At 40.4% G+C, this 15,128-nt stretch carries 12 protein-coding genes and 2 pseudogenes; 13 read left to right on the top strand and 1 reads right to left on the bottom strand.

Annotated elements, in window-relative coordinates; translation table 11 throughout:
• Nucleotides 1–35 precede the first annotated feature (35 nt).
• The 8 genes and pseudogenes from A3IA_RS0102340 (at nt 36) to A3IA_RS0102310 (ending at nt 6,926) form a co-directional block, all read left to right on the top strand.
• Nucleotides 36–1,478, top strand: coding sequence for an amidase (locus A3IA_RS0102340; RefSeq protein ID WP_018379736.1), 1,443 nt, complete (start codon nt 36–38; stop codon nt 1,476–1,478).
• 100 nt (nt 1,479–1,578) lie between these two features.
• Nucleotides 1,579–2,448: a transporter substrate-binding domain-containing protein gene (locus A3IA_RS0102335; protein WP_026217519.1), complete on the top strand. Its 870-nt coding sequence runs from the start codon at nt 1,579–1,581 to the stop codon at nt 2,446–2,448.
• A gap of 182 nt (nt 2,449–2,630) precedes the next feature.
• On the top strand, nt 2,631–3,299 hold the full coding sequence (locus A3IA_RS0102330; protein WP_018379734.1) for an amino acid ABC transporter permease: 669 nt from the start codon (nt 2,631–2,633) through the stop codon (nt 3,297–3,299).
• Between the two features lie 86 nt (nt 3,300–3,385).
• Nucleotides 3,386–3,886: a YbhB/YbcL family Raf kinase inhibitor-like protein gene (locus A3IA_RS0102325; RefSeq protein ID WP_018379733.1), complete on the top strand. Its 501-nt coding sequence runs from the start codon at nt 3,386–3,388 to the stop codon at nt 3,884–3,886.
• A gap of 9 nt (nt 3,887–3,895) precedes the next feature.
• A complete protein-coding gene (locus tag A3IA_RS0102320) occupies nt 3,896–4,549 on the top strand; it encodes a uracil-DNA glycosylase (RefSeq protein WP_018379732.1) in 654 nt (217 codons plus the stop codon).
• Nucleotides 4,550–5,059: 510 nt separating this feature from the next.
• A pseudogene (locus A3IA_RS13630) lies at nt 5,060–5,233 on the top strand (DUF1398 family protein); the annotation flags it as partial.
• A gap of 57 nt (nt 5,234–5,290) precedes the next feature.
• Nucleotides 5,291–5,629: a MazG nucleotide pyrophosphohydrolase domain-containing protein gene (locus tag A3IA_RS0102315; protein WP_018379731.1), complete on the top strand. Its 339-nt coding sequence runs from the start codon at nt 5,291–5,293 to the stop codon at nt 5,627–5,629.
• Nucleotides 5,630–5,657: 28 nt separating this feature from the next.
• Nucleotides 5,658–6,926 carry a dihydroorotase gene (locus A3IA_RS0102310; RefSeq protein WP_018379730.1) on the top strand — a complete coding sequence of 423 codons (1,269 nt, stop codon included), beginning with the start codon at nt 5,658–5,660 and terminating at the stop codon, nt 6,924–6,926.
• Nucleotides 6,927–6,994: 68 nt separating this feature from the next.
• Here the strand turns inward: A3IA_RS0102310 and plsY are convergent, their stop codons facing one another.
• The gene (gene plsY, locus A3IA_RS0102305; protein WP_018379729.1) at nt 6,995–7,630 is read right to left on the bottom strand and encodes a glycerol-3-phosphate 1-O-acyltransferase PlsY; all 636 of its coding nucleotides are present in this window, start codon (nt 7,628–7,630) and stop codon (nt 6,995–6,997) included.
• 124 nt (nt 7,631–7,754) lie between these two features.
• On the opposite strand from plsY, the gene parE reads away from it, so the two are divergent.
• The 5 genes and pseudogenes from parE to A3IA_RS0102275 all read left to right on the top strand — a co-directional run bounded on the left by parE (nt 7,755) and on the right by A3IA_RS0102275 (nt 15,095).
• The gene (parE, locus tag A3IA_RS0102300; RefSeq protein WP_018379728.1) at nt 7,755–9,704 is read left to right on the top strand and encodes a DNA topoisomerase IV subunit B; all 1,950 of its coding nucleotides are present in this window, start codon (nt 7,755–7,757) and stop codon (nt 9,702–9,704) included.
• A gap of 296 nt (nt 9,705–10,000) precedes the next feature.
• Complete coding sequence (locus A3IA_RS0102295) at nt 10,001–10,417, top strand: YkvA family protein (RefSeq protein ID WP_026217518.1); 417 nt, start codon at nt 10,001–10,003, stop codon at nt 10,415–10,417.
• A 62-nt stretch (nt 10,418–10,479) separates the two neighbouring features.
• A pseudogene (gene fic / locus A3IA_RS11700) lies at nt 10,480–11,118 on the top strand (protein adenylyltransferase Fic).
• A 312-nt stretch (nt 11,119–11,430) separates the two neighbouring features.
• Entirely contained in the window at nt 11,431–13,890 is a 2,460-nt protein-coding gene (gene parC, locus A3IA_RS0102280) for a DNA topoisomerase IV subunit A (protein WP_026217517.1), read from the top strand.
• A 179-nt stretch (nt 13,891–14,069) separates the two neighbouring features.
• On the top strand, nt 14,070–15,095 hold the full coding sequence (locus tag A3IA_RS0102275) for a branched-chain amino acid aminotransferase (RefSeq protein ID WP_018379721.1): 1,026 nt from the start codon (nt 14,070–14,072) through the stop codon (nt 15,093–15,095).
• Nucleotides 15,096–15,128 lie beyond the last annotated feature (33 nt).

The following is a 15,128-nucleotide window of genomic DNA, read 5'->3' as shown; positions in this document are numbered from 1 at the left end:
AGTAATACTCGTCTTTGAAAAAGAAAGAGGTTAGGATGTTTAAAGATGCAACTGATATGGCAAAAAGTGTCCGCTCTGGGGAAGTTTCAGCTAAGGAATTAGTCCTAGAGACTATCGCCAAAGCTGAAAAGGAAAATCCCAGATTAAATGCCATCACAAACACACGTTTCGAGAAAGCTTTGGCTGAGTCGGAATATAGAGATTTCACTACTCAACCATTTGCAGGGGTTCCTATTTTCTTGAAGGACTTGGGACAAGAGCAGGCTGGAGAGCTATCAACATCAGGATCATGCTTATTTGCAAACTATCGTGCCAAGCAGTCTGATAACTATGTCAAAGGACTGGAATCACTCGGTTTTATCGTCCTCGGGCGAACAAACACCCCAGAGTTCGGTTTTAAAAATACCTCTGATAGCCAACTACATGGTCCAGTCAATCTTCCAGATGATACCAGGCGTAATGCAGGCGGGTCATCTGGTGGTGCGGCGGCTCTTGTTGCTTCTGGGGTCAGTCCACTAGCAGCTGCTAGTGATGGTGGTGGTTCCATTCGAATTCCAGCCTCTTTCAACGGTCTTATTGGACTGAAACCAACGCGTGGTCGCATTCCCGTCGGTCCCAACTCCTATCGCGGCTGGCAGGGGGCATCGGTTAATTTTGCTCTGACAAAGACTATCAGAGATACCAAACATCTGTTAGAACACTTTCAAGCGTGTCAGATGGAAAGCCCATTTGTATTGCCTCGACTTAGTCATGAGGATTTGTTTGAAAAATCCATAAAACCCTTGAGAATTGCCTTGCAATTGGAATCTCCTATCGGTGGACAGGTATCGGCTGAAGCTATTTGTGCTGTTAAGAAAGCTGCGCACTTCTTAGAAAAAGAAGGCCACGAGGTTTTTGTTCTCGATAAACAGCCATTGGACGGTATTGAAGCTATGAAATCTTATTACATCATGAATTCAGTCGAAACGGCTGCCATGTTTGATAGTATAGAAGCCAGCTTAGGACGTCAAATGACAGTTGATGATATGGAGCTGATGACCTGGGCTATTTATCGAAGTGGTCAAAAAGTTCCTGCTAAGACCTATTCTAAGATTTTGTCACAATGGGATCAATATAGCCGTTTGATGCATGATTTTCATGAAAAATATGATATTCTCTTGTCGCCAACAGTAGCAGACGTTGCCCCTAAGCATGGGCAGTTTGACTTATCAGACCAGCTAAGAAACCATTTAAAACATATTGATGATTTTAATCAGTCAGAACAACAAGATATTATCTGGCAGATGTTCCAGCATAGTCTGGACTGGACACCATTTACCCAGCAAGCAAATCTCACTGGGCAGCCCTCTATTAACCTTCCGATTTATCGCACAGAATCTGGTTTGTCTCTTGGTGTTCAAGCGACAGCTGCAAAAGGAAGAGAAGACTTACTGTTAGAATTAGGAGAATTGTTTGAAAATGAGAATCAATTTGTTTGATAGTTTCAAGGTGTTCTTCTTGAAAGAAGTGAAAAAATGCAGTAAACTATTCGAGTAAGCCTTTTCAGTCTTATAAAAAAATTAAAAGGATGATATGATGATTAAGAAAGTTACTGCACTTGTGTCATTGGGTATGGCTGCTAGCCTTTTAGCTGCTTGTTCAAACGATAAAGCAACTAAAAGTGAGTCTAGTTGGGACAAAGTAAAGGAAGCAGGTGTTTTGGAAGTCGCAACACCTGCAACGCTCTATCCAACCTCATACTATGACGACAATAAAAAACTTATCGGTTATGAAATCGACATGATGAATGAAATTGGTAAGCGTCTTGATGTAAAAGTGAACTACCAAGAAATCGGTGTGGCAGAAGCCTTTACTTCAGTTGATAGTGGTAAAGTCGATGTTGCTGTCAATAATTTTGACACAACACCAGAACGCCTTAAGAAATACAATTTCTCTATTCCTTACAAGTATTCAGTTGGCGGTATGATTGTCCGTGAAGATGGTTCTTCTAATATTAAAGCCAAAGACCTATCTGACTGGAAAGGAAAGAAAGCTGGTGGTGGTGCTGGAACTCAGTACATGAAAATCGCTGAAAAACAAGGTGCAGAGCCAGTTATCTATGATAATGTGACCAACGATGTCTATCTTCGTGACGTCTCTACAGGTCGTACAGATTTTATTCCAAATGATTATTACACTCAAAAAGTAGCTGTCAAGTTTGTGACGAAACAATACCCAGACATCAAAGTTAAAGTTGGTGAGGTCAAATACAATCCAACGGAACAAGGAATTGTTATGAGTAAAAAAGATAAATCGCTCAAGAAAAAACTGGACAGTGTCATCAAGGAAATGAAAGAAGATGGAACACTCAAAGAAATTTCAGAAAAGTATTATGCAGGACAGGATTTAACAAAACCTGAAAAAGGCACTGAAAATTTACCAACAATTGATGTTTCAAATAAAGACTAAATCTTTTGATTGATGCTTACGCAGGAGACTGGGTGATAGACTCATACTTTTCGAAAATAAAAAGCAGACGTTGTTGGCTTGATTTGATGAAGACAGTTCTATCTGCTATCTGTGTCGCTTAGTCTGCTTTTGATTTTCATTGAGTATCAGTCTTCTCTTTGGATAAGTAAAGGAGATATAGTATGTCCATCAATTGGCAAGCCTTGTTTAATCCGGAGTTAGCTATTGAAGCTATCCCTGTTATTTTAGAAGGACTCCCATACACCCTAGCCCTATCACTGGTCGGATTTTTCTTGGGAACCATTCTAGGATTTTTCGTTGCCCTTTGTCGCATGTCGCATCTCTTGCCATTGAGATGGCTGGCAGCTGCCCATGTATCACTCATGCGAGGAATTCCCTTAATGGTGTTGCTGTTTTTCATCTACTTTGGTCTTCCATTTATGGGGATTGAATTAGATGCCATTGCAGCAACTATCATTGCCTTCACCTCTATGTCCAGTGCCTACATTTCAGAAATTATCCGTTCTTCATTAGGAGCTGTTGATAAAGGACAATGGGAAGCCGCTCGCTCCCTTGGGCTTAAAACTTCAATTATTTACCGAAAGGTCATTATTCCCCAAGCTGTTAGGATCGCGCTTCCACCTTTGAGTAATGTGCTATTGGATATGGTTAAAAGTACAGCTTTGACAGCTATGATTACAGTCCCAGAAATGTTTAACAAGGCTAAAATCATCGGCGGTGCCAAATCAGACTATATGACAGTCTACATCGTTGTCGCGCTCATGTACTGGGTTATTTGTACTCTGTATGCCATCGGGCAGGAAAAAATGGAAAAACGTTTGTCTTTTTAAAATTATGCTAAGGTTTGGATACCCTTCCAAGCCTTTTTCTTTCGCCGTTATGCTAAAATAGAATCAAGAAAGTTGAGGTGGTTCTGATGAAAATTAATCATTATTTTGAAAACAATACCCTTCCAGATTTGTATAGTAAATACACAGATAAGCCGCTTGACGGTTTTTCTGCGACATCCTTTCCTTTTGAGATAATTGATTTACCTGAAAATACGGTTAGCCTAGCCTGGACCTTTACAGATATTGATGCCATTCCAGTCTGTGGTTTTGAGTACATCCACTGGGTTGTAGCTAATGCCTCTCCAGAAAAAACCAAGATTGCAGAAGATTTTGCCAGTCAAGATAAAGAGCACCTCAAAGGCTCAAATAGTTTAACCAGTAAATTTATGGATAAAGATTTTGGGGATTTGTCAAAAACTTATATCGGTCCTTGCCCACCCGACAAAGACCATCTTTATACCTTGACAGTCTATGCTTTAGATAAAGAACTTGACTTAAAAGAAGGCTTCTTCCTTAATGAGCTTCGTCACGCTATGAATGGTCATATCTTAGCTCAAGCCAGTCATGATTTCGTAGGACGTTCATAGGAGTAAGATATGGGACATTCTAAATGGCATGATTTGTTAAAAAAACAATTGCCAGCAGGCTATTTTTCTAAAATCAATCATTTCTTAGATGCTGTGTACGCTCAGGAAATTATCTATCCCGAACGAAAGAACGTTTTTAAAGCTCTTGCAAGCACAGATTACGATCAGGTCAAGGTTCTCATTCTTGGTCAAGATCCTTACCATGGACCAGGGCAGGCACAAGGCTTATCTTTTTCAGTGCCTGATGATATGCCGGCTCCGCCTTCCTTACAAAATATCTTGAAGGAATTAGCGGACGATATTGGTCCCAGAAGTCATCATGATTTGACGCCTTGGGCTGAGCAGGGAGTGCTTCTGTTAAATGCTTGTCTAACCGTGCCTGCGGGACAGGCGAATGGACATGCGGATATTATTTGGGAGCCATTTACTGACGCTGTCATCTCTTTACTTGATCAAAGAGAAGAACCGTTAGTTTTCATCCTCTGGGGTGCCTATGCTCGTAAGAAAAAAAGACTGATTAAGAACCAGAGACATCTCATTCTTGAGGCTCTACACCCGAGCCCACTGTCAAGCTACCGTGGCTTTTTTGGCAGTAAGCCTTTCTCTAAAACCAACCAGTTTTTAGAAGAAACTCATCAGAAGTCTATTGACTGGTTACAGTAGAAAGAAGACTTTATGCTAAATATAGTCAAATGAATTAAGATTGAGACAAAGAGCTGGGACACGGGCAACACTTGAGTAGGGAAAGGCGAAAGTGACGATGTCTCAACCTTAATTCAAAAGACTATAAGACTGACATTCAAGTCGCTCATCAACAATTTACAGGGCAGTGTTTCTAAAATTCATTCAAGTTTTAAAGAAATGGAGATAGTGACACCTACCGTTTCTTTTGAAAAAGACTAGTTATAGTCAAATGAATCAACTTTCAGACAAGAAACTGAAACGCAGAACAGTACTTGATACTTTTTGAAAATCAAAAGCAAACCTTGTTGACTTGATTTAGTGGACTTCAGTTCTATCTGCTATCTGTGTTGCCTAGTCTGTTTCTAATTTTCATTGAGCATAAGTACAGCAAGTCGAAAGTGATGGTGTAGTAAAGTTAATTCAAAAGACTATGCTTATACAGGTGTTGTTGGTGATGATGCTGTTCAGTAAACTGGCAAACATGTTTATACGTCAATTGCACAAAGACGTGACAAAGGACAAGCGCAAGCAAATTTGCAAGTTCATCAAGCAAGTCAGACAAAGTTTCCAACTCTGTGCGAAGACATAACTAAATCAGGTATTGTCTACTGGACCATTGATTTAGAAGTGATGACCTGCACTTATTATGACCAAAACGATTAAGCTGTTATCATAGAGAATATTCCAAGTGTCTAATTTTATATTCAAGGAGAGAATAACATGTCATTAACATTATCAGATTTACAGAACTATTTAGCCAATCATTACGGCGATGATCGAGATGAACAAGGTTTGTTTATAAAGTTAGTTGAGGAAGTGGGGGAAGTTGCTGAAGTGCTCAATAAACGAGCTAAGCGGAAAAGTTCAGGTGATGAAAATTTGCAAGAAGAACTTGGCAAAGAGTTGGCAGATCTTATCCATTATGCTATCGCTATTGCTACGGTTAATCAGGTTGATTTAACCAGTGTTATTATTGAAAAAGATAGAAGTGCAGCTCTTAAGTACCAGCACGAAGTGAATTTAGAAACATTTTTGTCCAAGCTTCATTCAAATTTATAATAATTGCAGTAGTTTAGAAGGAGAACCCATGATACTCATAAAAAATGGTCGCCTAATTGATCCTAAAAGTGATTTTGATGGTGTGACGGATATTTTAATTGATGGTCAAAAAATTATCAAGATTGCCAAAGACATTCAGGTAGATGGTGCTAAAGTGATTGATGCTAGTAGCAAAATTGTCGCTCCCGGTTTGGTCGACATTCATGTTCACTTTAGAGAACCAGGGCAGACTCACAAAGAAGATATTCATACAGGTGCCCTTGCAGCAGCGGCTGGTGGCTTTACGACAGTTGTTATGATGGCTAACACTAATCCCACCATCTCGACTGTAGAAACCTTGGCAGAAGTTTTAGAGTCGGCTGCTAATGAAAATATTCATATCAAAACCAATGCCTCAGCAACCCTTGATTTTGACGGGCAAACAGTGACAGATTTTGAAAATCTCCTCAAAGCAGGAGCAGTTGGGATTTCAGATGACGGTATTCCTTTAGAAAACGCAGGTGTCGTTCGTCAAGTCTTTAAGAAAGCCAAAGCATTGGATGCTATTGTGGCTCTTCACGAAGAAGATCCCAATCTTAATGGTGTTTTGGGGCTAAACGAAACCATTGCTCGGGAACATTTTGGCTGTGGCGGTGCACGAGGTGTTGCCGAATACTCTATGATGGCGAGAGACGCTATGATTGCTTATGAGGTGGGCAACAAATTCCATGTTCAACATTTGTCCAAAGCTGAATCTGTCAAGGTTGTCGAATTTGTTCAAGGTTTGGGTGCTAAGGTGACCGCAGAAGTCTCGCCACAGCATTTTTCAAAAATCGAAGCACTTCTTCTAGAAAAAGGTGCCAATGCCAAGATGAATCCACCTTTGCGCTTAGAAGAAGACCGATTGGCTGTCATTGAAGGATTGAAATCAGGTGTCATCTCGGTTATTGCGACTGACCATGCACCTCATCATAAGGATGAAAAAAATGTTTCTGACGTCACAAAAGCTCCTTCTGGCATGACAGGCTTGGAAACGTCGCTATCTTTAGGCTTGACCTATCTGGTTGATGCGGGTCATCTATCTCTTTCTGAATTATTAGCTAAAATGACAATCAATCCGGCACAACTATATGGTTTTGATGCTGGTTATGTAGCGGAAAATGGGCCAGCTGACCTAGTGATTTTCTCAGAAGAAAATCGTCTCGTAACTGAGGATTTTAAATCCAAGGCTTCCAATTCACCATTTGTTGGTGAGAAACTCAAAGGAAAAATTAGTTATACCATCTGTGATGGTCATATTGTTTATCAAAATGATTAAACTATAACGCAAATGTCGAATATGAAAAAACTCCTTGTCAGTATAGTAGTTGACAGGGAGTTAGCCGTTTATTTTGGTTTTTGTTTAGTGATATTTAGACCGAAGGGAACAAGATTTTCTTTCTTAGCTCTGATACGTTGAATATTGTCTTGATGCCGATAGATAATCACACCTGCCATTGCTAATACAACAAGCGTAAACAAGATGTCATAATCCTTTAAGATAAAATCAAAAGCCGGGAAGAACAAGGCGCTAACTGCAGCAATGATAGCCACCGTAATACTAGTAAAGGAAATCATGCTAGAAAGCAGGAGTGTCACCACAAAAATGACAAACAGGTAAAAAAGAAAAGCAGGCGCGAATCCAAGCAAGACCCCTGCGCTGGTGGCAACAGCCTTACCGCCTTTAAATTTGGCAAAAATCGGATAAGTATGACCGATAATGGCAAAGAACCCAATAAGCAAAGGAGAGACGGAGCTATCTAGCCAAATGGCTAGGAGAACTGGCAAGGTTCCCTTTAGTAAATCAACCGCAAGCGTTACGAGACCAGCCTTTCTGCCTAAAATACGGAAAGTATTGGTCGTTCCCATATTTCCAGAACCAAAATGACGTAAATTAATGTGGTAAAAATGCTTGCCAATCCAAAGACCAGTAGGGATTGAGCCCAACAAATAGGCAATTAATACGAGTAAAATTGTTTTCATGTAACTATTATAGCATAGCCCCCCGAACGAACAAACTTATTTTTAAGGTTAATCTTTTAAATTTTTTTGCAAATTTTTTGGAAAACTTGTAATATAGGAAAGATGAAACTATTTGGAGGCTATTTTGGCTAAAAAAGAAATTAATATAAACAACTACGGCGATGATGCCATTCAAGTGTTAGAAGGATTGGATGCCGTTCGAAAACGTCCCGGTATGTACATCGGATCAACTGACGCGACAGGTCTTCATCATTTGGTGTGGGAAATCGTTGACAATGCTGTCGACGAAGCTCTCTCAGGATTCGGAGAGAAAATTTCAGTAACTCTCAACAAGGATGGCTCAGTTAGTGTAGCTGATAACGGTCGTGGCATGCCAACTGGTAAACACGCCATGGGGATTCCAACAGTTCAGGTTATTTTCACGGTTCTCCATGCGGGTGGTAAGTTCGGTCAAGGTGGCTACAAGACCTCAGGTGGCTTGCACGGTGTCGGTTCTTCGGTTGTTAATGCCCTATCTTCTTGGTTAGAGGTTGAAATTACACGTGACGGTGCAGTATACAAGCAACGATTTGAAGATGGTGGAAAGCCTGTTACCACCTTGAAAAAAATTGGCACAGCGCCCAAGTCAAAAACAGGAACAACCGTTACCTTTATGCCAGATGCCAGCATCTTTTCAACGACGGATTTCCGTTTCAACACCATCTCTGACCGCCTTAAAGAATCCGCCTTTCTTCTAAAAAATGTCACCATGACTCTGACAGACCTTCGTTCGGAGGAAGAAGTACACGAAGCATTCCACTACGAAAACGGTGTACAAGATTTCGTCACTTACCTCAATGAAGATAAAGAAACCTTGACACCAGTCATCTCTATCGAGGGGAGCGACCAAGACTTCCAAGTTGATATTGCCATGCAGTACAACGACGGCTTCTCGGATAACATCCTTTCTTTTGTCAATAATGTCCGTACCAAAGACGGTGGAACACATGAAACAGGACTAAAGTCAGCTATTACCAAAGCCATGAATGACTATGCCCGTAAAACGGGATTACTGAAAGATAAGGACAAAAACTTAGAAGGTTCTGATTATCGTGAAGGCCTATCGGCAGTTTTGTCCATTCTAGTTCCTGAAGAACACCTTCAATTTGAAGGGCAAACTAAGGACAAGCTTGGTTCTCCCCTAGCAAGACCAGTCGTTGATGGTATCGTCTCTGAAAAACTAACCTATTTCCTACTTGAAAATGGGGAAGTAGCTTCAAACCTTATCCGCAAAGCGATTCGCGCTAGGGATGCTCGTGAAGCCGCCCGAAAGGCGCGTGACGAAAGCCGAAACGGAAAGAAAAACAAGAAAGACAAAGGGCTACTCTCAGGCAAGCTAACTCCTGCCCAGTCTAAAAATGCTAAGAAAAATGAGCTTTACTTGGTCGAGGGAGATTCAGCCGGTGGCTCTGCCAAACAAGGACGTGATCGCAAGTTCCAAGCTATCTTACCGCTTCGTGGTAAGGTTCTAAATACCGAAAAAGCTAAAATGACCGATATTCTCAAAAATGAAGAAATCAATACCATGATTCATACCATTGGTGCAGGAGTAGGTGCCGATTTTAGCTTGGACGACATCAACTATGATAAAATTATTATTATGACCGATGCTGATACCGACGGTGCCCATATCCAAACGCTCCTTTTAACCTTCTTCTATCGATACATGAGACCTCTAGTAGAAGCAGGGCATGTCTTCATTGCTCTTCCACCGCTTTACAAGATGTCAAAAGGTAAAGGAAAGAAAGAAGTGGTTGAGTATGCTTGGAGTGATGGTGAGTTAGAAGAACTTCGTCATAAATTTGGCAAAGGCTCCCTCTTGCAACGCTATAAAGGTCTTGGTGAGATGAATGCTGACCAGCTTTGGGAAACAACCATGAATCCAGACACGCGCACTCTTATCAAAGTAACCATCGATGACCTAGCGCGTGCAGAGCGTCGCGTTTCAGTTCTCATGGGAGACAAAGCAGCACCACGCCGTCAATGGATTGAAGATAACGTTAAGTTTACATTGGAAGAAAATACGGTTTTCTAATGCAATCCCCGCTATAAACGACAAGATACTAACTCAAAAGTATAGTCAAATGAATTAACTTTCAGACAAGGAACAGAAGGACACAGAAAGTACTTGATTTTCATTGAGTATGAGTAGGGCAAGTCGAAAGTGACGACGCATCACAGTCAATTCAAAGACTATACTACGCACCGATTTTGTTTTAATGTATTTTGACTACGTTATTTCTTATTGTTTGTAAATCAGTCTCAGTTAGTTGATTATTTTTGATAAAACTTAAATTCACCCCCATTTCGGGTAGAACAAAAGGTAACATGATGAAAAGATATTTTGATAAGAAACAAGCCATGACGGAATTGCAAAGCCGTTATCAAAAGGCCGACACGCTCTTAAAAGATGATGCTAAAATGGAGCCTTTTCTCGAGAAACTTGAAAAGAGACTTAAGTGGATTCCATTTTTGAGACAAGAATTTAAAACCCTCCCCATCTTGATCAGCATGGTACGCAGTTATTGGAAAAAAGACTATACTCGTGTGCCTAGAAGAACAATATTAGCAATTATTAGCGCCCTAATCTATTTCTTATCACCGATTGATGTTATCCCCGACTGGATTCCCGTATTAGGACAAATGGACGATGCCCTTGTCATCGCAACCTGTTGGAAACTAGTCGATAAAGACATCGCTGACTATCGAAAATGGCAGAAAGAACGAAAGAATCCTATCAGGGATTAATTGAGAAGAGGGCTTGAAAAGTCCGTTTCTAAAAAAAAGAAAACATCAGAGAGTGAGCAATCATGGTTCTAGAAAATAAACTAGTTTCGATAGATTCTCTCGCATTGGTCAACCAAGAAGCAAAAATCAGTAAAACGCTTGCCAAACGTTTGTTTGAAGAAAATCTTCTAGCCAATTAAGCAGCTGGTTCCTTTAACACGCTACTGTCTATCTATCAATTTCTTTTTGAAGAAATCTATGGTTTTTCGGGTAAGATTTGGACTGTTAATATGGCGAAAGAAAATTTCCGCTTTGCGCCAGTCATGTATCTAGATGCTTCGCTGGATCATATCGAAAAAATGCTTTAATCCATTTTTGAGGAAATTGTCGAGAAGTATCTGGAACTGACTATTGCCCATCCCTTTCGTGAAGGCAATGGTCGAAGTATGCGTATCTGGTTAGACCACCTTTTAAAAGGTGAGTTGGGGCAGGTGATTGGCTGGTCAAAAGTAGACAAAGAAGATTACTTACTAGCTATGGAAAGAAGTCCTATTTGAGACATAGAAATCAAATATATTTTGAAACAAGCGTTGACTAATGAGATTGCCAATCAAGACTTGTACATGAAAGGCTTAGACCACAGCTACTACTATGAAGGCTACACTCTATATAAGACAGAAACATTGCAAGTCGTCACTCAGGCGAGTGAAACGAGCCAATAGCTCCTAGTTGCAATAGTTAGAAGAAGATAATCGTGGAGCGATTATTTCGAGGGAAGTCGAGAGAACTTAAGCTCCCAACTTAGCCATGAAACCATAAGTTTTCTGGCGTTCCACGCTACATAAGACAACTATTTATAAAAAATTACAAAAAAAACAAAGTAAGAAAGGAAAGTTCAGTTGATTCCTTATAACTGAACATGGGACTAATTTTCTAGGAAACAAGATAAATCTTTCTAAATGCTGGAGCATCTTCGTTAGATTTCCTATTTTCTACGGGAATTTTCGGTAAGCCGAATCGTCCCTTTGTATCTTATGAGTACAATTCAAAACATGTCCCTCGAGGACATCATGGGAGAGCGTTTTGGTCGCTACTCCAAATACATTATTCAAGAACGGGCTTTACCGGACATTCGTGATGGTCTAAAACCTGTTCAACGTCGTATTCTTTATTCTATGAATAAGGATGGAAATACCTTTGACAAGGGTTTTCGCAAATCTGCCAAGTCTGTTGGTAATATCATGGGTAACTATCACCCCCACGGGGATAGTTCTATTTATGATGCCATGGTTCGTATGTCACAAGACTGGAAAAACCGTGAGATTTTGGTTGAAATGCACGGAAACAACGGTTCCATGGATGGCGATCCACCAGCTGCCATGCGTTATACGGAAGCCCGATTGTCTGAAATAGCAGGGTATTTATTACGTGACATTGACAAAAAAACTGTCCCTTGGGCTTGGAATTTTGATGATACGGAAAAAGAACCGACAGTCTTACCGGCTGCTTTTCCCAATCTCTTGGTCAATGGTGCCACAGGGATTTCAGCAGGGTATGCAACTGATATTCCCCCTCATAATTTGTCAGAAGTTATTGATGCGGTCGTCTATATGATTGACCATCCGTCAGCCAAATTAGATAAATTAATGGAATTTCTCCCTGGACCTGATTTCCCAACAGGAGCCATCATTCAAGGAAAGGACGAGATTCGCAAGGCTTACGAAACAGGCAAAGGAAGAGTTGTGGTTCGTTCTCGTACGGAGATTGAAACGCTTCGTGGTGGTAAAGAGCAAATCATTGTCACGGAAATTCCCTACGAAATCAATAAGGCTGTTCTGGTTAAGAAAATCGATGATGTTCGTGTGAATAATAAAGTTCCCGGTATTTCTGAGGTCCGTGATGAATCCGACCGAGAGGGCTTGCGTATTGCGATTGAACTCAAAAAAGACGCCGATACGCAAACCATTCTTAACTATCTCTTCAAATACACGGATTTACAGGTCAACTATAATTTCAACATGGTCGCCATTGATAATTACACGCCTAGACAAGTTGGACTGCAAAAAATCCTATCTAGCTATATTGCTCATCGACGTGATGTTATTGTTGCCCGTTCAAAATTTGACAAAGAAAAAGCAGAAAAACGACTTCATATTGTTGAAGGTTTAATCCGCGTACTCTCCATTTTGGACGAAGTAATTGCCCTAATCCGTGCATCTGAAAATAAAGCCGACGCTAAAGAAAATCTGAAAGTTTCTTATGACTTTTCAGAAGAACAGGCAGAAGCCATCGTAACTCTACAACTCTACCGCTTGACCAATACTGATATTGTGACCTTGCAGAATGAGGAAACAGAATTGCGTGAGCTTATCGCGACTTTATCCGCGATTATTGGCGATGAAAGAACCATGTACAATGTCATGAAACGTGAACTTCGTGAGATTAAAAAGCAATTCGGTAACCCACGTCGTTCTGACTTAGAAGCAGAAGCTGCGACCATTGAAATCGATACGGCAAGTCTTATCGTTGAGGAAGAGACCTTTGTCAGTGTAACCCGTGGTGGTTACATCAAACGCACCAGCCCACGTTCATTTAATGCCTCGACAGTTGATGAACTCGGTAAACGTGATGATGATGATTTGATTTTCTATGCACAGGCTAAGACAACGCAACATCTACTGATTTTTACCAATAAAGGGAATGTTATCTACCGACCAGTTCATGAATTAACAGATATTCGTTGGAAAGATATTGGAGAACATCTCTCTCAAAATATCACTAATATCAGCAATGAAGAAGAAGTGCTCTATGCGGAAATTCTCGATCATTTTGATTCAGGTATCTACATGGCTGCTACTCAAGAAGGTCAAATCAAACGTTTTGAGCGTAAAGAATTATCACCTTGGCGTACTTATCGGACAAAATCTATGAAATTCGCTAAACTTAAAAGCGATACTGACAAAGTTGTGACAGTTCTCCCTATTAATCTTACAGATATTATGGTAGTAACACATAAAGGGTATGCACTGCATTTTAATGTGGAAGAAGTTCCTGTAGTTGGGCCAAAAGCTGCTGGGGTTAAAGCTATCAATCTCAAAAATGATGACCATGTTCAGAGTGTCTTTTTAACAGATACATCAAGTTTCTATTTATTGACTCACAGGGGGAGTCTCAAGCGCATGAAGACCTCAGATATTCCCTTGAGTAAGCGGGCTGGACGCGGGTTACAAGTCCTTCGTGAATTGAAATCCAAACCCCACCGTGTCTTCCAAGCAGGACCAGTTTATATTGCTGAAGACAATTTAGGTGCTGAAATGAATCTCTTCTCAACACCTGCTGAAAGCGACCAAGTTATTTTAGAAATTGTATCAAATACAGGTGAGACTAAAGAGATGGACTTAACTGCTTTAAATCTATCAGAAAGAACAAGTAATGGCTCCTTTGTCTCAGACACTATTTCGGAACAAGGTGTTTTCTCAGCTAAAATGATTTAATCAATCATTTATAGTTGCAACGAATTCTGGGTAGTGACGAAACATTAGAATGGAAAGAGTTTGGATTTTTTCCAAACTTTTCTTTTTTGATAAATTGTCAGAATTTTACAAAAAAGTCTTGAAAACATCAAAAAAATGAGCTATACTAGACAACAACTTTTAAAGAAAAGAGGTTACTTATGGTAGTAGAATTAGATTGGGAAAACCTAGGATTTTCGTATCACAAATTACCTTATCGCTACGTTTCACATTTTAAAGACGGAAAGTGGGATGAGGGTGAATTAACAGAAAATGCAACATTGACCATTTCAGAAAGTTCACCAGCCCTCAACTACGGCCAACAGGCTTTTGAAGGTTTGAAAGCCTATCGCACAAAGGACGGCAACATTCAATTGTTTCGACCTGACAAAAATGCAGAACGTTTACAAAATACCGCCGACCGTTTGTTGATGCCACAAGTGCCTACTGAAAAGTTTGTTGAGGCATGTAAAGCAGTTGTAAAAGCAAACCATGAGTATGTTCCTCCTTATGGAACAGGTGCTACACTTTATTTACGTCCATTATTAATCGGTATTGGGGATGTGATTGGTGTTGTTCCTGCAGATGAGTACATTTTTACTGTTTTTGCAATGCCGGTGGGTTCATACTTTAAAGGTGGACTTACACCAACTAATTTTGTTGTGTCAGAAGACTTTGACCGTGCCGCACCTTATGGAACAGGAGCTGCCAAAGTTGGTGGGAATTACGCCGCTAGCCTTCTACCAGGTAAAAAAGCCAAGGCAGCAGGGTTCTCTGATGTTATCTACCTCGACCCAGCAACACATTCAAAAATTGAAGAAGTTGGAGCAGCAAACTTCTTTGGTATCACCGCGGATAATGAATTTGTCACACCCTTGAGTCCCTCAATCTTGCCATCAATCACAAAATATTCATTATTAGAATTAGCAGAAACGCGTCTTGGATTGAAAGCTGTTGAAGGAGATGTGCCAATTGATCAACTGGATCGCTTTGTAGAAGCAGGTGCTTGTGGAACGGCAGCGGTCATCTCACCAATCGGTGGCATTCAGTATCAAGATAAACTTCATGTCTTTTACAGTGAAACGGAAGTTGGTCCAGTAACTCGTAAATTATATGATGAGCTTGTTGGAATCCAATTTGGCGATATTGAAGCCCCAGAAGGCTGGGTTGTCAAAGTTGATTTATAAGAAAGATGCTTGCACTCTTGCAAGCTCTTTTGT

The organism is Streptococcus thoraltensis DSM 12221 (assembly GCF_000380145.1).
Lineage (GTDB): Bacteria > Bacillota > Bacilli > Lactobacillales > Streptococcaceae > Streptococcus > Streptococcus thoraltensis.
This window is presented reverse-complemented; position numbering and strand designations above follow the sequence as displayed.